This is a genomic window from Levilactobacillus lindianensis (genome assembly GCF_003946095.1).
GTDB classification, from domain to species: Bacteria; Bacillota; Bacilli; order Lactobacillales; family Lactobacillaceae; genus Levilactobacillus; species Levilactobacillus lindianensis.
The window spans coordinates 13,974-33,956 of sequence record NZ_RHOD01000006.1; the positions used below are offsets into that span (position 1 = coordinate 13,974).

The following is a 19,983-nucleotide window of genomic DNA, read 5'->3' on the forward strand; positions in this document are numbered from 1 at the left end:
ATTGTGTTACTAAACCGTGTGATCATCGTCACTGCCATTTTGACGGTGCTTGCGACCGAAGAACCACCATGAACCACCCGTTGCGGCAGCAATCGCTGCGATGATTGCACCCCAGAGTGTGGTGTGATTGTCCTCATTGTTATCAGTCGTTGGTGTTGCATCGGCAGAGTTACCAGAGTGCTGGACATCGCTACCATCACTAGTCTTGGCGTCCCCTGACTTGTTTTGCTTGTCCGAATCGTCATGACTCGCATCATCGGAGATACCAGTTGTTCCAGCGGCCGTCAAGTCAACTGGTGCTGCTTGGCCTTGAGCCGCATCACCGGCGTAACCCAACGTGGTTGCCGTGCCACCTGCAGTGCCCGAAACATTGGTACCAGAACCCGTGCCATTGTTCGAACCACCATTTGTGCCACTGCCGTTACCCATGCCGGAACCAGAACCTGAACCTGAGCCTGAACCGGAACCACCGTTCCCGCCATTTCCACCGTTTCCAGCATTCCCATCAGAATCGTTATCTGAGTCACTGTCTGAGTCAGAATCACTGTCGGAATCGGAGTCACTATCCGAGTCTGAGTCACTGTCAGAGTCTGAGTCGCTGTCGGAATCCGAATCACTGTCGGAATCGGAATCACTGTCGGAATCGGAATCGCTGTCGGAATCAGAGTCACTGTCGGAATCGGAATCACTGTCGGAATCAGAGTCACTGTCGGAATCAGAGTCGCTATCTGAATCGGAATCGCTGTCAGAGTCGGAATCACTGTCAGAGTCGGAATCACTGTCAGAGTCGGAATCACTGTCAGAGTCCGAGTCACTATCGGAATCCGAATCGCTATCTGAGTCGCTGTCTGAGTCCGAGTCACTATCCGAATCAGAGTCACTGTCGGAATCGGAATCACTATCTGAATCAGAATCGCTATCTGAGTCTGAGTCACTGTCGGAATCAGAGTCACTGTCGGAATCAGAGTCGCTGTCGGAATCAGAGTCGCTATCTGAATCAGAGTCGCTATCCGAGTCCGAATCACTGTCGGAATCGGACTCGCTATCTGAATCAGAGTCACTGTCGGAGTCCGAATCGCTGTCAGAATCCGAGTCACTGTCGGAGTCCGAATCGCTGTCAGAATCCGAGTCACTATCTGAATCGGAATCACTGTCGGAATCGGAATCGCTGTCCGAGTCAGAGTCGCTGTCGGAATCCGAATCGCTATCGGAATCGGAGTCGCTGTCGGAATCAGAGTCACTGTCGGAATCGGAGTCGCTGTCGGAATCAGAGTCACTGTCGGAATCCGAATCGCTATCTGAATCAGAGTCACTGTCGGAATCGGAATCACTATCTGAGTCAGAGTCACTATCTGAGTCCGAATCACTGTCGGAGTCTGAATCGCTATCTGAATCAGAGTCACTGTCGGAATCAGAGTCGCTGTCGGAATCAGAGTCGCTATCTGAATCCGAGTCACTGTCGGAGTCTGAATCGCTATCCGAGTCCGAATCGCTATCGGAATCAGAGTCACTATCCGAGTCCGAATCACTGTCGGAATCGGAATCGCTGTCTGAGTCTGAGTCACTATCCGAATCAGAGTCGCTATCTGAGTCCGAATCACTATCTGAGTCCGAATCAGAATAACTGTCCGAATCTGAGTCACTGTCGGAATCAGAATCACTATCCGAATCGGAGTTGTCGTCAATTGCTGCGGCTACACCCGCCCAGTATTTAGCATCACTGGCTGCAGATGCGGCACTATCCTTAGCTGCTTTGGCTTCATCCGCTGCAGCTTTTGCCTTCTCAGCGGCAGACTTAGCAGCGGCGTTATCGCCGGCCACGTTCTGTGCTGCGTTTGCTTCGGATTGTGCTGCCTCAGCATTTGATTGTGCCGTTGAAGCTGCGGCTAAAGCTGAACTGGCTGCGGACGCTGCGGACGCCGCGTTAGAAGCAGCATCTGCAATTTCAGCATTCGACGTATTAGCAGTGGCATACTTATTAGCAACATCAGCATATGAGCTAGCCAATTTTGCATACTCTTCAGCATCGGCCGCTTCTGAAGCTGCGGCTAAAGCTGCGTTAGAAGCATCGTCACTATCCACGGCGTTAACCGTCAGGTAGGCACGTCCTAAGTCGACGGTAACCGTCGTTCCCAGAGTCGTCTTAGCCGTAATTCTCAAGAAGTAGTAACCGGCTTGCGAAGTCTTTACATCGGATAAATTAAGCGTATCTTCCGTTTGACCATCCAACTTCACAATGTCAGTTCCATCAGCAGTTGTTGAGTAGTACCACTGGTAAGTAATCTTGGAAGCATCCCCAGTGTTACCCGCACCAGCATCTGGTTGGAAAGTGACGGAGTTCCCGGCATCAACTGCCTGGTCTTCAAGTCCGTTACCCACTTGGATAACCTTGGAATCAGAATAGGTTGTCCCATCGGCGTTCGTTACCGTAGCTGTAATCGTCACGGTTCCCCGTGCATTTGTGGAAGTTGCCGTAACAACCCCGGCGTTGTTAACCGTAGCGATACTTTCATCACTACTGCTCCAAGTAATATTACTCGTGGAGTTCGTTGGATTGGTTGTCGCAACATAAGTCCCTGGGTCAGAGTTCAACAGGTAATTGTCCCCACTGATCGTGATCCCAGTAGCTGGAATTTCTTTGTCATAGACATCAACTTCAGCTAAGTTACTGTACAGCTGAGCCCCAATTAAAATTCCATAATCAGAGTACATCTGGAATAGCAATGTCCCCTTGAAAGTATCGTTGGTCTTCACAGTCAACGTGCTGGCGGTGGACATCTTCATCCCCCACCCAGCGTTGTTTTCCGCGGTAGCACTTTCCAAGTAACCTTGAGAAACAGCATCGTCGGTGGTCATCCACTTACCGTTAACCTGAACATACCAGGTCACACTAGTCGTAATCGCTGCCAGGTTGATAATCCCCAGCCGTGAAGTCCCAGTTAAAGTAAAGGTTTGACCTTGCTTCGTTGACGTCATCGTTGCTGGTTGTTGGGTATAGCCGTTGGTGATTGGAATTCCCCAAATCATCGTGGCATTTCCGGAAGGCTTCTTCTTGTAAGAACTCGTGTCGTTGGAATAGTTAACCGCGTATGATGCGGCTTCCGTACCGGATGAAGCAGAAACCGTTGCTGCGGCAGCATATGAATTGGCATCTGCCAAAGCGGTGCTGGCAGCGGCAGCAAATGAGCTGGCCGCGATGAAGTCTCCAGCGCTAACTGCTGAAGAGGCTTGGGTCATGTAACTGTTAGCGGCAAAGGCTGCGCTATCCCCGGATGCTGCAGCTAATTCAGCAGCCTGTGCGTATTCCTGAGTATCCGCGACATATGAAGCACCTAAACTCGTATTCGCCTTGATGCTACTTGATAATGAGGTTGCAACACTGGCGGCTAAAGTAGCGGCTTGAGTGGCTAAAGCATTGGCAGCATTGGCTGCAGAAGCAACTTCGGAAACGTGAGACGACTGGGCATCCACGATGATCTTCGTTGCGTCACTAGCGGCACTAGAAGCTTCCACCGATTCGGATTCAGCCAGGATCAGGTTTGACGCCGCATCCTTGGCTGCCCCAGAGGCTGCCGTGTAATCCTTAGCGTTGGCTGCCGACGTTGCGTATTGTTGCGCCTTAGCTGCATACGAAGCGGTCTTAGCAGCTGCACTAGCTGCCATTGAGTTGGCAATCGTTGCACCAGAATTGAATTCCGGCACATTGTTATAAGCGTTGTTGGCATCTTGGGCGTGGGTTGCAGCTTCGGTTGCTAATGAAGCCGCGACACTCGCCGTTGAGGCAGCGGTTGCAGCGTAACTATCTTTCAAGTAACTTCCAATAGTTGCATCCTGTGTAATCCGGGCAGCTTCTGACAGCGCATTATCCACGTTTTCACGGGCTAAGGCTGCAGCTGAGCTAGCCAAGACACTGTAAGATGAAACTTTTTCAGCACTTGCGGCGGCAACTAGGGCTGCTGAGCTAGCACCACTGTAGTCCCCAGCTGCTTCTAAAGTTGCAGCAGCGCTTTGGGCGGCAGCGGCCGATTTGGCTTCCGTAGCGGCTTCAGCGGCATACGATGCGGCGCTCTTAGAAGCGGCGGCGGCAGCAGTCGCGTAGACCTTCCCGGAAACCATTTCATCAGGTTCGAAGTCAGCTAAGGAGTTCATGGTAATGACAGCTTCGCTGACCGCAGTAGCCTGTGTATCGGCTTGCTTAGCATAACTTGCGGCTAAGCTAGCGGCCTTCTTGGCTTGGTCCGTGTAAGTTCCCTTGGCATCGGTCACAACAACCGTCAGAACGTTACTTGCTTTCTTAAATGAACCACCGGTACCCAACATACCCTTTTTACCAGAAGCAACATATTGGTAGTAATACGTTCCGGCGGCATTTGGCGTTAAGGTGACGGAAGCATTCTTCTCCGAAACAGTTGTCGGATCCGTGGCTTGTTTCCACGTCTTGCCATCGGTTGACACGTACCAAACGTAAGTTGCACTTCCGGAAAGTATGGTGAAATCACCGATTGTCGCGGTCAACGTGATACTTTGACCAACATCAATCGCAGACTTATCAACATCGAAATCAGTTGAAATACCACCCTGATCATCCGTCGCATTATTTTCCACGTTGGTATCGAATTGAACAGCTAAAGAAGCTGCCTTAGCAGCATCACTGGCGGCCGTTGCGGCAACTACCGCGGCTGAGGATGCTTGAACTGCTAACGAACTGGCTTCCTTAGGTGTTGCGGCAGTCTTGGCTGCTTTAGCAGCTGAATCGGCAGTAGCAGCGGCATTGGCAGCCGTCACTGCAGCACTGCTAGCGGCGGCAGCATAGGAACTCGATTGATCCCCATGGTAACCGGAAGCCGCATTGGCGTAACTCGAGGCAGCACTAGCAGATGAAGCCGCGGCACTAGCCTTAGAAGCGGCATCCGAAGCGGCATCCCCGATAGAGATGCTGACCGCTGCACTGGCATAGGACTTCGCACTGTCACGGAAAGCATTGGCAGCATTGTTATTTGCTGTCGCCGTCTCTTCCGCCAACGTAGTCGAAGCCACTAATGCCGTACTTGCCGCTTCATAATTACCGGAAGCGGCAGCAGACGTTGCCGTCACGTAGTAAGAATCGGCGTCATTGGCTAAATTAACGGCCGTTTTGGCTGCTGATTTAGCATTCTCGAAGGCAACGTTGGCCGATGATGCGGCAGACAACGCTGCGGAGTTATTTTTATCATATTGTGTCGCTAAGTAAGCTTCATTAGCTGCTGCTGAAGCTTCAGCGGCAGCATTTGATGCCGCGCTAGCTAGGCTGTGAACCATGCTAGCATATGAACTTACCATGTCTTTAATCCCAATGGCCGCGGCGGAACTCCCCATGCTGGCGTAGCTAGAAGTTGTCTCGGCATAGGACTGGGCTTCTTTGGCAAAATAGTTCGCTGAGGAACTGGCTTCACCGTACTTGATCCCGGCATCCGCGCCCCCAACTTGTGAGTTCAAAGCATCGAGGTACATGTTCGCTAAACTATTATAGTAATCGGCAAATTTGTAAGCTTGGTCGGTTTCGGCATAAGCACTCTTGGCCGCACTGTTGGCTGCCTTAGTTGCGGCCGTCGAAACTAACTTATCGTAGCTAGAAGCTGCACTGGCAGCCTTCGCTGCGGCTTTGGCTGCGGCTGAAGCTGCCACAGCTGCGCTACTGTCACCTGCTGAATTGGCGACTTCATCTGATGAGGTATAGAAGGTCATTCGTGAAACATTGGCCTTCTTGGTTACCGCAACCTTGTTAACTGACGAGGTTACCGCAACATTTAACGTAATATCAGTTCCAGCTGTTTCAGCCAGCTTATTTACCTGGCTTGCTGAAATGTCTGTACTGGCACTCGTGGCTTCCGCACTGCTGGTTGCAACGGCACTAGTACTCGTGGCCTTTTCTGATTTTTGTGCTGAACTGCTGGCGGCTGAACTAGTGTCTACACTTGAGCTTGAATCAGCTGAAGTATCGAGATCGTCACTGGCGCTCGTCGCTTCTACCACAGCTTTATTAGCTGCAGCGACCTGGTCATCTGTAACACGACTACTTTCATCGGTAGCATCCGAGGCTGATTTCTCCGCCTCCGAGGTTGCCGATGAATCTCCTGAACTTGTTGTCCTAACTTGGGCACTTTGGGTCTTATCAACTGTACTGGTGGTATCCGCACTGGCAGTTAACTGGCCCGCCCCTAAAAGCGAAAAGGATGCCATAGCAGCGAAGACCCAAGTCTTCCCTGCCTTGAACATCTTATATCGTAATTTAGGATCGCCTCTAAAAGCTTGTTTCCGCATAAATTTCACTTTTAAGTCGTCCTCCTTCAACTGTGACTCAGTTCCTAAACTTTAATAACGAGAAGGGCCTCCGGATTTGTAAGCGATTTCAACGTCGCTCGACCGAAATAACCGTGTATGGTCTATACTTATGTCTCCAAAAAGGAGCCCCCCTATAAACCACTTCCCATTCGAGAATCATCATAGCACAACTTTACTATACGTACTATTTGAAAGCTTAATTTAAACTTATAATTGACTATGCAGGGTCCTAAGATTAGAAGGTTCAAATTATGTTCGAACGACACCCTTAAGCTGTTGGATGTATGCATTTCACTTGTAAAAACAGATTTAAAACTGCGACCATCAGTTGCATAAACGCTTATGCAGCAACGTATTTGTACAGTTCGTAAATTTAGAAAGCATTTATCACTTGCTCACTGATTTTTAGCAGTTAAAGTCAACTTACTTTCGTCTTGAAAATTGAAACGCTTTGTTAAATTTGTTTTTAATGAGACTTTACTCACACCATTGCTAATATGTGCAGTGTTAATGAAGGCCATAGGAACTTATTTTTACGATAAATTTGTTTATAATTATATAAACGATTACCTTAAGATTATAAATTGACCACACTTACTTAATTGTGTAACAGCTTAAAATCAAATTTTTGCGAAAAAAACCGACGTCGTATTTGCTTACGAAGTCGGTTCATCTTTATTTCTGCTTTAAAATTTCATTTTCAATCACACAAGCCATATCACTAGATAGCGGGGCAAAACAGACAATCTGCTGGTCAATGAAGGGTTCATAGAAGCTTACCCGGGCACAATGGAGGGCCTGTCGGTGAATCCAGGGATTGGTCTGCCGACCATACAACCAGTCGCCAATCAGGGGATGCCCTACAGCCTCGCAATGGACTCGAATCTGATGTGTCCGACCGGTATGTAGCTTGAGGGCCAACAGACTGGCCGACTTGGATCGCGCACGCACCCAGAGCTCTGTCTTCGCCTGGCGGCCATCTGGCCGAACGGTCCGTTTGACAAACGAATCGGCTGCTCGACCAATCGGCGCTTCAATCACTAAGTGGTCCTGAGCAAATGCGCCCGAGGCCACTGCAATGTAACGCTTATCTAACGTTTTCAATTTTAGCTGTTTATCCAATACCGAATGCGCAAAGTGATGTTTGGCAAATATCACGACGCCACTGGTCTCCCGATCCAGTCGGGTCACGATGTGTGTCACCGTACTAGGGGCCTGAATCGTCATTAGGTGCCCTTTCACACGATTAGCCAAGGTATCCTCCGAATAGATGTGAGACGGCACAGAGGCCATGCCAGCCGGCTTATTCACCACCAGGAAGTGATCATCTTCGTATAAGATTGCTAAAGGCTTAAAAGATGGCGAAACATGGGGATTCGTGGGTTCTGGCGGTAGTGTCAGCCCCACAATCTGGCCAGGCTGAGCCATCTCAATTACGCGAACCTCACGACCGTCCAGACTAACCACGCCGCCATGAAACTTGACGCGTTTCAGAAAGGTTCGGGTGACACCATGGGCCATTAGAACCGTTCGAACATGGATCGGTGCGGTTCCTGTAACCCGCCAAGCAAAACTGGTCATTAGCGGTCCCTCCCAATGAAGGACGACTCGACCCGTTGCCAGAAATGGGTGTGCCGATACTCAGCAAAAGAGATCCGCTGTTTAGCGATCTGGTAAGTAATGGCCTTGATTGGCCGGCCCTCAATAGCTAGCTGATCACACATCAAAATATTATCTGTGGCGGCAGTGGGTTCGATTCGAACCCACTCATCTGCGGGAATAATCAGCGGTGATCCCAGTGTCCGGAAGACCAGATTGTTAATTGAGGCAATCTCGGCCATTTGGACAGCATCGAAGTGTGGGCTAAGCACAGCCCCCCCAACAGACTTGTTATAGGCGGTCGATCCAGTCGGCGTCGACAGGCACAGGCCGTCTCCTCGGAAGCTTTCAAAGAGTTCACCTTTAATGTAAACATCGGCCACCATGGTTCCCGAAACCTTCTTGATCGTGGACTCATTCAGAGCCAGCGCCTCGTCTGGATGGGTACCATCCGCATATTCAACCTTGATGTTCAACAAGGGGTAACTGACACTTTGCCCGTTGTCTTGGATCAGGCTCTTAATGAGTTCTTGAACTTCGTAATCGCGCCAGTCCGTATAGAACCCCAGGTGGCCAGTATGAATCCCGACAAAGCGCACGTGATCTAGCCGATCGTTGTAGTGGTGAAAGGCTGAAAGCAACGTCCCATCCCCGCCAACGGTCACGACAATATCGGGATCGAGGCTATCAATAGTGATGCCCGCCGCCGTGAGCCCGGCCTTTAACGCCCGGGCAACCTTCATCGAGGCCGGCCCATTATTCCCAAAAATTGAAACCTTCATGCGCTAATCTTCCTTATCTTGAGAACGTTCCGGTGGCGTCCCTGGCTGTCCCCCACTCTTGGGGGTGTAGTGTTGGGCTTCCTGGATTTCTTCTCGAATTTCTGACATTTCCGTGTCTAGCTTAAATGCGGCTTCCGCAGCCCGCTGTAGCCGTTGACTGAGTTGTTCCGGAAAGTCACCTTGGTACTTGTAATTCAATGAATGCTCAATTGTCGCCCAAAAATTCATGGCTAATGTCCGCACTTGAATCTCTGCTAAAATCTTCTTTTCTCCCGTGACCAATTGTACCGGATACTCAATCACAATGTGATAGGACCGATAGCCACTGGGCTTTTCGTTATGAATGTAGTCCCGTTCTTCCAAAATCGTGAGGTCGGTACGCTGGCGGAGAAGATCGACGACTTGATAGATATCCTCAACAAATTGGCACATGATTCGTAAGCCCGCAATGTCCTGCATATCCTTCTCGAGGCGCTCCTCAGCGACGTGCCGGCGCGTCATCTTTTCCTTGATGCTTGCCACTGGCTTCACCCGACCCGTAACGAATTCAATGGGTGGCCGTTGATTTTGGTTTTCAAATTGCTTTCGAATGCCGCGGAGTTTAACTTTCAACTCACTCACAGCTTGTTGATAGGGTAATAAAAATTGATCCCAATTTGCTATCATGATGACTTTCCCCCAACCTTGTTTGCACGTCTCATCCTTAAATTTTACCATATTTCACGGTTTACCGAGACTAATTACCTTCTATTTGAGACGCGTAATTTTTTCCACCCCTAACTTCCCGGTTCACGAGGCGTTTAGCTTTACCTAAGTCGAAAAATGTTGCATGATTAGGGTGCGTTTTAAATGGACGGTTTTTATCTCAAACAAATGTTCCGGATTGCTATTTTTTGAAATTTTGCTAAAGTAGTGCTATTGTTACTTTTTGTTTGGCGACCCTTGCTGATTGCCAACGAGGACAAATTATAGGAGGAAGCAATGTGTTAGAAGTCTATTTGTTCGTCAACCCATTAGGCGCTCGCTGTATGCGTTCCGAGCGTAACATTATGAAGTTGGCCGATCATCTTAATAGCAAGGTCTCATTTCAATTTGTGCCCTTACTCAATCAGCAGATTATTGAACAGGCTTTACCTAAGCGGCCAACATTGGCCGAACGGAATGCCTCCTTCAGCGTGTATTACCAGGCAATCTTAGCCTATAAAGCCGCCCTATTCCAAGGGAAGCGGAAAGGCCGCGATTTCCTCTTGAACATGCAAACCGCTGTCGTCAGCCATCATGAGTCCTTCTCGCAAGAGTTGGCCTTAGAATTGGCGAAGGATTGCCGGCTCGACCTCGATATGTTTAACGAAGATTGTCAGTCTGATCTTGCCAAACAAGCGTTTAAGACCGACCAGAAGTTAGCTGCCGAAATGAAAATTCAACAGTCTTCTTCTGCTGTCATCTTCAATTGTGATGTTTCCCAATACGGGTTGCTTCTAAATGACGTCACCTACGACTCACTGTGTGACGTTTGCGAGAGCCAGGGTGTTGCGACGAAAGAGATGTTAATGGGTGAACCTAATTACCCGACTAATAACCAAACGCCCTCATCACTTACCGGGGGATTGCATCCTCATTTACGAGTGTTATAAATCGTTTTACCTAAAAGTCAAGCTAACTTAGCTTGGCTTTTTTGATCCTGCATGGCTGGTATTGTGTCTGGATTATGGTATGATTGAGCCATTAATTTTGGGAAAAGGAGCAACTCCTATGCCAACAGCCATTGTCACCGATACCGCAGCGTACCTCACCGCTGACCAAATTGCAGCCAACCCCATTACCGTGCTCCCCATCACGGTCATTTTAGGAGGCCATCAGTACCCGGAATCGAAACTGAGTCGCCAAACCTTTTACGATTATCTGAAGAGTGATCAGGAGCTCCCTACGACTGCACAAGTCTCCTTAGGCCAAATCGAAGAGGCCTACGATCGTTTGGCGGCCGCTGGATTTGATGAAATCATCTCAATTCATCTCTCCAGCGGAATCACCTCCTTCATGAATAATCTGCGGGTCTTCTGTCGAGACTACACCAAGGCCAAGATTTTTCCAGTAGACTCCCTGGTAGCCAGTGCAGGTGAGGCTAACCTCTGCCTGCTAGCGGGTAAACTCATCCAGGCTGGCCAGACCGGTGAACAAATCGTGCCCCAACTTGAGCACCTTCGCGATACGCAACAAGTGTACTTCGCTGTGGATAATCTCAGCCACCTGGCACGAACGGGTCGTCTGAGTAATCGTTCGGCCATGATTGGCAATCTCCTCAATATCAAACCCCTTCTGACCTTTGATCAAGAGGGAAAAATTGTGGCTATCGGTAAGGAGCGGACCATGAAGAAGGCCTTTCATTACATGACCGCAGCCCTCGGTAAAGAACTTGCCACCACGGACTATCCCATGCACGCCACGGTCATCGATGCCAACGACCCCGAGCTTGCACGCCAGTGGGTCACCGACCTCCACACCCTCTTCCCGCAGATTCGCGTGAGCCAGAGTCAACTCGGCCCCGCCATCAGTGTTCACACGGGAGAAAAGACGATGGGTATCTTTTGGCAACAAGACTGGCAATCCATTTAAACTCATTAAACAATCAACGGATGATTCTATAAAAAAAGCTTTGGCAGTTAGCCAAAGCTTTTTTCACACATCAATTTATTCTTTTAACTCACGAGCGAGTTGGGTAAACTCGGCTAACCGTTCGTCGAAGGTCTTAAAGGCCCGATCGAGATAGTCAGGTTGAGTCATATCGACCCCGGCACGCTTCATCACTTCAAGTGGTGAAGCAGAGTCCCCAGACTTCAGGTAATTCAAGTAAGCCTCACGCTTAGCAGGATCACCACTCAAGATGCGTTGTGACAAGGTGGTCGCTGCTGCAAACCCAGTTGAATATTGGTAAACATAATAGTTGTAGTAGAAATGTGGAATCCGGGTCCACTCGTCAGCAATCTGCGGATCGGAAATGACATTGTCCCCATAGTAGCGGGCGTTCAAGTCACCATAGAATTTGCTCATGAAATCAGCCGTCAATGACTGACTAGCTGCCGCTTGGGTGTGAATGTAGTCTTCAAATTCGGCAAACTGGGTCTGACGGTAAACAGTCCCCTTGAACCCATCCAGATAATGATTCAAGACATAAGCCCGAACATGAGGATCGGTTTGAGTCTTCAACAGATAGTCCGTTAATAAGTTTTCATTAGTTGTTGAGGCAATTTCAGCCACAAAGATCGAATAGTCCCCATACTGATAGGGCTGGTTGGATCGTGTGTAATGACTATGCATGCTGTGACCCATTTCGTGAACCAAGGTAAAGAGACTCTCCAGGCTGTCCTGCCAGTTTAGAAGAATATAGGGCTTCGTATCATACATCCCACCGGAGTAGGCCCCAGTTCGCTTACCTTTGTTTTCCACGACATCGATGGCCCGGGTATCAAACATCTTCTGCACATTAGCCACATAGTCTGGACCTAATACGGACAAGGCCTTCAAAGCTTCTTGTTGGGCTTCAGGATAAGTGTACTTCAGGCTAGGTTCTCCCGTAATTGGCGTATAGAGATCATACATATGGAGTTCTGGTAAGCCCAAAATCTCCTTACGTAATCCCACGTACTGGTGCAGTGAATTCAGATGCTGGTTAACGGTCTTCACCAGGGTGTCGTAGACCACCGCTGGAATCTCATTGCTACTCATGGCCGCTTCACGAGCCGACCCGTAATGCCGGACCTGAGCCGTATAATTGTGGGTTTTAACCTCACTAGCTAAGGTCGAGGCAAAGGTATGCCGGAACTGCTGATAGACGCTATACAGGGCCTTAAAAGCTTGTTCTCGAACCTTAGGCGTGGTCGACTGCAGCAGAACGCCATAGAGGCCTTCGGACAAGCGGACATCGTGACCCTCCTCATCCTGAACGACTGGGAATTGAAGGTCAGCATCACTCAAAACACTGTAGGTCTTAGCAGAAGCCCCGAAGATATCCCCCGCACCGGCTAACAATTTTTCTTCCGGTGCTGATAAGGTGTGGTCACGCCGTTGGCCCAACACATCGAAGACATGCTGATAATCAGCTAACCGTGGTTCAGCATCAATCAAGCTCTGTAAGGCTGCTGGTTCGAGTCCCAGGACTTCCGGTTCATACCAAGATGTCGCCGCAGCTACCGTTGCAACCAGGCTTTCAGCTTGACCCGAGAGATCCTGGGCATGGGCATTACTGGTATCTTGATCATTCTTAAGGGAGGCGTAAACGTATAGCCGCTCTAGCTGTCGATTGAGATCGAAGATAGCCGTTGTCACCTGGTAAAGTTGTTCGCCACTCGTGGCCAGTTTGCCTTGAAGCTGGGCCACCTTTTGGGCTTGAGCCTTGACCGCGGCTACCGCCTGATCAAACCCACTATCATCGGGATAAATCGTCGTCAGGTCCCAGGTCAATGCCGTTGGAACCGCTGAGCGTTCGGGAATTTGTTTCACTATCCTCATCCTCCTTTAATTTTACATATAGATAGTTTAACACTTTTACCGCGACGTTTGGCGACCGCAACTTATTTTCTCTCATTATTTTCTAACCATTTTCGACCGTCTTGAGACCACGTTGGCTTCACCGCGACCTGCCAACCAGTGGTGGTTCGATGCAGGTAGTGGGCTGTCACCAAGTCCGCCAGGAGGTCGTTCAGCGCCAAACGCAGTGCTGCTCTTCCGCTGAACCGAATGCCACCCGCACAGTGGCCGCCTACTAAGGCTAAGCCTTCACAGGCCAACTGCCAGAGAGCAGACACGGTCCACTGTGTCTGCCGTGAAAAGATCCACGCTCCCACGACAACCCGCCAGAGAATCGGTCCTCGACCAAAGATCGGCAAATAGCCTCGTGTCGTGCTCAAAACTGGGGGAAATCCCGGTAGGTTCTTTCCCAATAGGTAGAGCGCCTCTTGAATGAGGCGAAGTCCAGTATTGCCGCGCAATAGGTCCAGTGTCAATTTTCGTCGATAAGTCGTCAGGTCCACCGGTGGTTGGGGTGCTGGTTGTCGTGGTCGGCGTAAGTCATCCACGGCAGTTAGCCAACTGGTCGTCGCGACAATTTTTCCGACCGCTGTCTGTTGCAAGTGATGATCTAGCCGTAACCGTTGTTGAGACACATCCCAGAAAAGAAGACACAGTCCCCAACCCGGCATCCGCCAAGCAAATCGGTCGACTAGCCCCCAATTCAAGTGTTGGCGTTGATAGCGCTCGCCTAAAATCCAGCAAGGAAACACAGCCATCCCCTGATACCCTGTCGTTCGGGTAGCCACCTGATCACGACCGATGGGACTGCACTGAAACTCAAGGGCTACCGGTTGACGATCACCACGATCAAGCCAGCAATCCGCACGCTGGTCAATCGTCGGCAAGATTTTCTCCAGCGTCGGCACCCCCCACGCGGTAAAGAATGTGGCCAACTGACGTTTCCCCAAAACGTGCTGTAACGATTCACCCTCCGTCGCTACAGCGCAGTCCCCCAGAGTCTGATGTGCAAAATACGGCGGTACCACTCGCCCCCGATGCAAAACCACGCGCTGATGACAGGCCGGACACTGATAATCCGGCTCTCGGTCCGCACCACTGGCATCGATTAGCTTTCCTGCACGCCATGCAATCAACACAACCTCACCCCCTTACCAGCTAATTCCGTGATTAAGGGGCAAAAATTTTAGCCAAAATAAAAAGTTAGGTCATGATGACCTAACTTTGTCGCTTAGGCTTCGGTTGGAAAGTGGGCGATCACCTGGTAGATGGGCCCCTTAGCCGAAAACTTCTGTTCATATTCAGTTTGAATATCTTCGACGCCATCAGTTGCGGCATGAAGATCCAGCCAGACCCCATCGAACACCATTGGGAAGTTGTTTAAGCTCCACAGGGAATATTCGAAGAGCCCACGATTATCGGTCTTAAATTGAATCTGGCCACCTTCTGCTAAAACGTCTGCATAGTGGGCCAAGAAGACGGGGGATGTCAACCGCCGCTTAGCGTGCCGTGTCTTAGGCCAAGGATCGGAGAAATTAAGATAAATATTCGTAATCTCACCTTTAGCGAAGAAAGTATTGATAGCCTCGCCATCCGTCCGAACCATTTGAATATTGGTCAGCTCACTGGCAACAACCTTCTTCAGTGCTGCCGCAATCACTGACATCTGAATTTCAATTCCAATAAAGTTCTGGTCAGGGTGTTGTCGCGCCATTTCAACAATGAATTGGCCCTTCCCCGTCCCAATTTCAACATTCAGGGGTTGGTCTTTAGGAAAGCGACTCTGCCAGTTGCCCATCAGAGCTTCTGGCGTTTCCACCATTTGATCGGGGTGATCGGCCAAATAATCCTTCGCCCACGGCTTATTACGTACACGCATCGTATATCCTCCTTTAATGACAACGGCGGGCGCAAGGTTATCCTCGCTCCCGCCAAAAACTCAGTCTGTGACTGCCTCTCGAGTCAGTCGTTCGAGTAAAATTAAATGTTGATTCATGATCTGGAACCGTTGTTGATGATAGCTTTCCGCAATGACGGTCAAGCAATGAACTCTGGCATACCAGTTCACCCGAGCCGTTAAGTCCGGGGTCACCCGTTCGCCGTAGTCCTGTAACCAACGTTGCCATTCCTCGACGGGCACATACTCACAGAGTAACGCCCCAAGGTCCAGCGCTGGATCGGCAAAAGTTGCTGCATCCCAGTCCACCAGATAGAGGCGACTGCGATCGGACAACAACCAATTCTTATGATTTAAATCACCATGACAAACTTCATAACGGGTCTTGGGCAGCTGTGGCTGTTCACTCTGCAAGGCAGCAAAGGCCGATTGGATTAACGGATGACGCCGTAAATCCAAAGCCAACGCCGGTTGCAAGTGTGTCAATAGCTGGGCGGGCGTGGTGAAACGTCCGCCGACTTTTAATAACATATCATGTAATAAATGGGAATGGTGTACGCGGTGCAATAACCGAGCCACGCGTTGCTCGCGCATTTCCTCACGATGCAGTGTCCGGCCATTCAACCATTCCTGAGCGGTCATGACGTCCCCAGATGCCAAGCGTTTCGTCCACACTAACCGCGGTGTAATACCTTCCATGGAGAGTGCAGCCAGAAATGGTGATGCATTCTGTTTTAGAAACACCTTTTGTGAGGCTTTAGTCCCCATATACGCTGTGCCGGTATTACCGCCCAGCGGATACAGACTCCAGCCGTCACTTATGTCCAGTGCCATGTCCACCCCTCCTCGATTTGTCAGCTATTATTAATTCTATTGGGAAATCGAGGCCGCGTCAACCCCTATTTTCGGCCGACCGCTTCAAACGTTGCGGTGTATAGATCCGTGCCAGATACCAAACTTCGAGCACCTCAACAATTAACGTCACTGCCGCTGGCAAGAGCTGCTGGTTGGCCACCACGACGACGATCCACAACAGGACTGCCGTCACACTGAGGATCAAAGTCATCAGGGTCACGAAACTCTTCAACCGTTGGGCACCCGCTACCGGATAGACGTGGGTGAAGACAATATCATCGTATTGGTGGAAGAATGGCAAGAGTTGAAATCCAATCAGATAGATGAAGAGCGCCGCAAGGATCACGGGTAGCCACTCACCTCGAATAAAGTACAACAACAGCATGCCAATCACCGTCAGTCGGACAATCAGGCCACTGAACTCGGTCCCCCGGGCCATCCCCCGACTAAACAAATAGAGGTAGGTTTGGTCATGCGCCGGTTTAATCAACTGGAAAAGGCCATCGAGATAGCGACGACGTTTGATGGTTCCAGATAACATCGGTACTTCGGTAAACATGTTGAAGAACCGGTAAATGCCGAGCATCCGGTTATCCTCAATCTTAATCTGTTCTCGCCAACGAATCTGTTGCGTTTGCCAATGTCGTTGGAACCAAATAGCGACCGCAACATCAGCCACAATGGCCAAAACCAGAGCCACAATCGGCGTCAGCCACAGGCCACAAGCTAACACAATGAGACTCAGTCCCCATTTGACGGGCCACCGATTCATCCGTGTCTGCCCGGTAACCTGATAGGCACTGGCAAGGTCCAACCGCAGCAGGGTATCCTTTAAGGCTACCTGCGTAATCAAGAGGAATAACACGGGTGTCACCGTCCACCCGAGAGTCACCGCTAAAAATGGTGACAAGAGGAAGATCGCGATGACCTGAGTAGCTTGTGCAATCACCTGGCTGTACCGCCGTGCGGCAACCAGATAGGCGTGCATGGCCCGCTCCTTAGGAAGTAAGAAGACACGGTCGGCATCCTCAATGAGGGTCGCCAATCGGCCAATCTGGGCCACAATGGTCAGCACCAGCAAGGCAACCAGTGGGGCCCACCATTCGTGACCGTGGAGCTGTTTCAGCACATTGGAATAGCCGAGTCCCAAACCACCGAGGAAGAATAGTAACGCGAAAACGAAGAAGTCATTGAAAACCAGCCGTAGATACTTCGCCATTTCCCGGAGATGGCGCTGCAGCCGAGTCTTAAATAAACCGGTCATGAGCGATCAACCTTCGTCATCGAAAGGTAGATATCGTTCAGTGATTCCCCCGCTTCCGGAAGAGCGGCTTGTAATTCGCTGAGGGTTCCTTCAGTCTTCACCTGACCATCGTGGAGCAACACGAAGCGATCACAGTATCGCTGGGCTGTATCCAAGACGTGGGTGGACATCAAGATGCTAGCTCCCTGACGCTTACGTTCCTCAATCAGATTCAGGAGGTCATTAACGGCCAATGGGTCCAGTCCCAGGAAGGGTTCGTCAATGATAAAGAGTTTGGCTGGCGTCAAAAAGGCACAGACGATCATGACCTTTTGCTTCATCCCCTTGGAAAAGTTCGCGGGGAACCAATCCAGCTTATTATCTAAACGAAATGTCTTCAAGAGCTTGTGCGCCGTGGCCCAGGCCTTTTCATGATCCAAATCATAGGCCATCATGGTGACCTCAAGGTGTTCTCTTAGGGTCAGTTCCTGATACAAAACTGGGGTTTCAGGAATATAGGCAATCTGCTGCTTGTAAGCCTGACTATCCTGATCAATGGTCACCCCATTCAGGGTAATCGTCCCCTGATGAGGCGTTAACAGGCCAATGACGTGGTTAATCGTGGTGGACTTCCCGGCACCATTTAATCCGATCAAGCCTACCAATTCGCCGTCCTTAACATCAAAACTAATATCTTTTAAGACGGGAATTTGGGAGTAACCTCCCACAACATGGCTGACTTCTAAAGCCATAAACATCCCTTCATTTCTTCATAATTTAACCGCACCATTATACCATAGGCGACCCGACAAACGAACGGTTGGGATGAAACAGCAGTGATTGCTGGTGTATAATGAAAGAACTACAGTGAAAGAAGGAGATTTAATGGCGACTATGACGTTAGAACCACATTACGATGATGATTGTGTTTTTTGCAAGATCTTAAAGGGCGACATTCCCAGTTATACCGTTTATGAGGATAACATTGTGAAGGCCTTTTTGGACATCTCCCAAGGCACCCCCGGCCACACACTGGTCATTCCTAAGACCCACGTGCAAGACATCTTTGCCTATGACGAAGACCTGGCTGCCGCTGTCTTCACCCGGATTCCCAAGATTGCTCGGGCCATCAAGGCTGCCGATCCCACGATTTTGGGGATGAACATTGTCAATAACAACGGTGAAGTGGCCTACCAGTCCGTTCTCCACTCCCACTTCCACCTGATTCCACGCTACACGGATCACGATGACTTCAAGATGATCTTCAAGGATAACGCGGCAAACTTCACCCCAGCTTCATATGGCGTCATTCAAGCTAAAATTAAGGAACAATTGGAGGATTAACCATGGGAATTAGCCGATTCATTGGCGGTCTCACCCTTGCCACCGGCGTTGGTTTGGCCGCTTACCTTACCTTAACCAAACAGGACCCGATCACGTGGGCCAAACACCTGAAAGCGCAAGCCCAACACACGGCAACTAAGGCTAGTGAGGCGCAGAACGCTCAGGAACGCTTGACTGAGAGCGCTCAAAAGCTCGGTGCGGCCGTCGAAGCCAGCACTCCTGCTCTGGAAGATATTCAGCACGACATTGAGAAGTTTCAATTCAAGATTGCCCCCCGTGTTGCGGTGATTCAAGAGACGTTGGATCGTTGGGAACAGGACTAAATTTGAACTTTTTGTAAAGCTTCTCGTACCTTTTTGGGTTTGCGTTTTTTTGTGTTATGATGTCTGAGTATGGTGTTTACACCAATCTTGATGAATGGATGTGTTGAGCAATATGAAGAAATGGTTAATCGCCCTCGCTGGTGTGTTACTGACTGTAACACTTGCTGGTTGTGGGAACCAAACCGTTGCCACTACTAGTGGTGGTAAGGTCACAGAAAGTGCTTACTACAGCAGTCTTAAAGGGACTTCTTCTGGTAAGCAAGTTCTGCAACAAATGATCTTAAACAAGGTCTTGGAAAAGCAATACGGTGACAAGGTTAAGAAGTCTCAAGTTACCAAGCAATTTAACCAATACAAGGCACAATATGGCTCATCCTTCAAGAGCGTTCTTTCCCAAAGTGGGATGACGGAATCCAGCTTAAAGACTGAAATCCGTTCGAACTTACTTTTGAAGCAAGCCGTAAAGGACAACGTTAAGGTAACGGATGCGCAACTTAAGAAGCAATTCAAGAGCTACGAACCAGAAGTTACGGTTGCCCACATCTTAGTTTCCAAGAAGTCGACCGCTAACACGATTATCGACAAGTTGAAGGACACGAAGAAGAGCGACTTGACTAGCGAATTTACTACTCTTGCTAAGAAGTACTCTACTGATACTGCTACCAAGAACAAGGGTGGTAAGTTAAGTGCCTTCGATAGCACCGACACTTCTTTGGACTCAACCTTTAAGAAGGCTGCCTTCAAGCTGAACACGAACGATTACACGGCAACTCCCGTTAAGACCCAATACGGTTACCATGTTATCTTGATGTTGAAGAACCCTGGTAAGGGCACTATCAAGGAACACAAGGCCGAATTGACTAAGCAAATCATCGACAATGACATGAATGATTCAACCATTCTGCACAACGTGGTTGCTAAGGTCTTGAAGAAGGGTGACGTTTCTATCAAGGATAAGGACATGAAGAACATCCTGGCTGACTACTTGTCATCAAGTTCCAGCACTTCGACGACTTCATCTTCATCTAAGTAAGCGTCATAACTTAAAAGACATCCGATTTCGAAATGAAATCGGATGTCTTTTTTAGTTTCTAT

At 49.5% G+C, this 19,983-nt stretch carries 15 protein-coding genes; 5 read left to right on the forward strand and 10 right to left on the reverse strand.

Annotated features, from left to right (window positions below; all coding sequences use genetic code 11):
- Nucleotides 1-9 precede the first annotated feature (9 nt).
- The 4 genes from EKM70_RS03335 to EKM70_RS03350 all read right to left on the reverse strand — a co-directional run bounded on the left by EKM70_RS03335 (nucleotide 10) and on the right by EKM70_RS03350 (nucleotide 9,368).
- Complete coding sequence (locus EKM70_RS03335; RefSeq protein WP_225416371.1) at nucleotides 10-6,300, reverse strand: KxYKxGKxW signal peptide domain-containing protein; 6,291 nt, start codon at nucleotides 6,298-6,300, stop codon at nucleotides 10-12.
- A 696-nt stretch (nucleotides 6,301-6,996) separates the two neighbouring features.
- Nucleotides 6,997-7,902, reverse strand: a complete 906-nt coding sequence (locus EKM70_RS03340) for an RluA family pseudouridine synthase (RefSeq protein WP_125545244.1) — start codon at nucleotides 7,900-7,902, stop codon at nucleotides 6,997-6,999.
- The gene (locus EKM70_RS03345; RefSeq protein ID WP_125545246.1) at nucleotides 7,902-8,702 is read right to left on the reverse strand and encodes an NAD kinase; all 801 of its coding nucleotides are present in this window, start codon (nucleotides 8,700-8,702) and stop codon (nucleotides 7,902-7,904) included. Before EKM70_RS03345 ends, EKM70_RS03340 begins: the two co-directional genes overlap by 1 nt.
- A gap of 3 nt (nucleotides 8,703-8,705) precedes the next feature.
- Nucleotides 8,706-9,368, reverse strand: a complete 663-nt coding sequence (locus EKM70_RS03350) for a GTP pyrophosphokinase (RefSeq protein ID WP_125545248.1) — start codon at nucleotides 9,366-9,368, stop codon at nucleotides 8,706-8,708.
- A gap of 317 nt (nucleotides 9,369-9,685) precedes the next feature.
- Between EKM70_RS03350 and EKM70_RS03355 the strand changes: the two genes are divergently transcribed.
- Both EKM70_RS03355 and EKM70_RS03360 read left to right on the forward strand, forming a co-directional pair.
- On the forward strand, nucleotides 9,686-10,336 hold the full coding sequence (locus EKM70_RS03355) for a DsbA family protein (protein ID WP_125545250.1): 651 nt from the start codon (nucleotides 9,686-9,688) through the stop codon (nucleotides 10,334-10,336).
- 118 nt (nucleotides 10,337-10,454) lie between these two features.
- Nucleotides 10,455-11,315 carry a DegV family protein gene (locus EKM70_RS03360; protein WP_125545252.1) on the forward strand — a complete coding sequence of 287 codons (861 nt, stop codon included), beginning with the start codon at nucleotides 10,455-10,457 and terminating at the stop codon, nucleotides 11,313-11,315.
- A 75-nt stretch (nucleotides 11,316-11,390) separates the two neighbouring features.
- Here the strand turns inward: EKM70_RS03360 and pepF are convergent, their stop codons facing one another.
- The 6 genes from pepF to EKM70_RS03390 all read right to left on the reverse strand — a co-directional run bounded on the left by pepF (nucleotide 11,391) and on the right by EKM70_RS03390 (nucleotide 17,973).
- Nucleotides 11,391-13,208: an oligoendopeptidase F gene (gene pepF / locus EKM70_RS03365; RefSeq protein ID WP_164506315.1), complete on the reverse strand. Its 1,818-nt coding sequence runs from the start codon at nucleotides 13,206-13,208 to the stop codon at nucleotides 11,391-11,393.
- A 62-nt stretch (nucleotides 13,209-13,270) separates the two neighbouring features.
- A complete protein-coding gene (locus EKM70_RS03370) occupies nucleotides 13,271-14,365 on the reverse strand; it encodes a competence protein CoiA (protein WP_125545256.1) in 1,095 nt (364 codons plus the stop codon).
- Between the two features lie 92 nt (nucleotides 14,366-14,457).
- Nucleotides 14,458-15,105, reverse strand: coding sequence for a tRNA (guanosine(46)-N7)-methyltransferase TrmB (gene trmB, locus EKM70_RS03375; RefSeq protein WP_125545258.1), 648 nt, complete (start codon nucleotides 15,103-15,105; stop codon nucleotides 14,458-14,460).
- 60 nt (nucleotides 15,106-15,165) lie between these two features.
- Nucleotides 15,166-15,957 (reverse strand): phosphotransferase family protein, encoded by a 792-nt coding sequence (locus EKM70_RS03380; RefSeq protein WP_125545261.1) that lies wholly within the window; start codon nucleotides 15,955-15,957, stop codon nucleotides 15,166-15,168.
- Between the two features lie 58 nt (nucleotides 15,958-16,015).
- A complete protein-coding gene (locus tag EKM70_RS03385) occupies nucleotides 16,016-17,242 on the reverse strand; it encodes an ABC transporter permease (RefSeq protein WP_125545263.1) in 1,227 nt (408 codons plus the stop codon).
- The gene (locus EKM70_RS03390) at nucleotides 17,239-17,973 is read right to left on the reverse strand and encodes an ABC transporter ATP-binding protein (RefSeq protein ID WP_125545265.1); all 735 of its coding nucleotides are present in this window, start codon (nucleotides 17,971-17,973) and stop codon (nucleotides 17,239-17,241) included. Before EKM70_RS03390 ends, EKM70_RS03385 begins: the two co-directional genes overlap by 4 nt.
- A 133-nt stretch (nucleotides 17,974-18,106) precedes the next feature.
- On the opposite strand from EKM70_RS03390, the gene EKM70_RS03395 reads away from it, so the two are divergent.
- The 3 genes from EKM70_RS03395 (at nucleotide 18,107) to EKM70_RS03405 (ending at nucleotide 19,921) form a co-directional block, all read left to right on the forward strand.
- Entirely contained in the window at nucleotides 18,107-18,565 is a 459-nt protein-coding gene (locus tag EKM70_RS03395; protein WP_373875083.1) for an HIT family protein, read from the forward strand.
- 2 nt (nucleotides 18,566-18,567) lie between these two features.
- The gene (locus EKM70_RS03400; RefSeq protein WP_125545267.1) at nucleotides 18,568-18,888 is read left to right on the forward strand and encodes a hypothetical protein; all 321 of its coding nucleotides are present in this window, start codon (nucleotides 18,568-18,570) and stop codon (nucleotides 18,886-18,888) included.
- 112 nt (nucleotides 18,889-19,000) lie between these two features.
- Complete coding sequence (locus EKM70_RS03405; RefSeq protein WP_125545269.1) at nucleotides 19,001-19,921, forward strand: peptidylprolyl isomerase PrsA; 921 nt, start codon at nucleotides 19,001-19,003, stop codon at nucleotides 19,919-19,921.
- Nucleotides 19,922-19,983 lie beyond the last annotated feature (62 nt).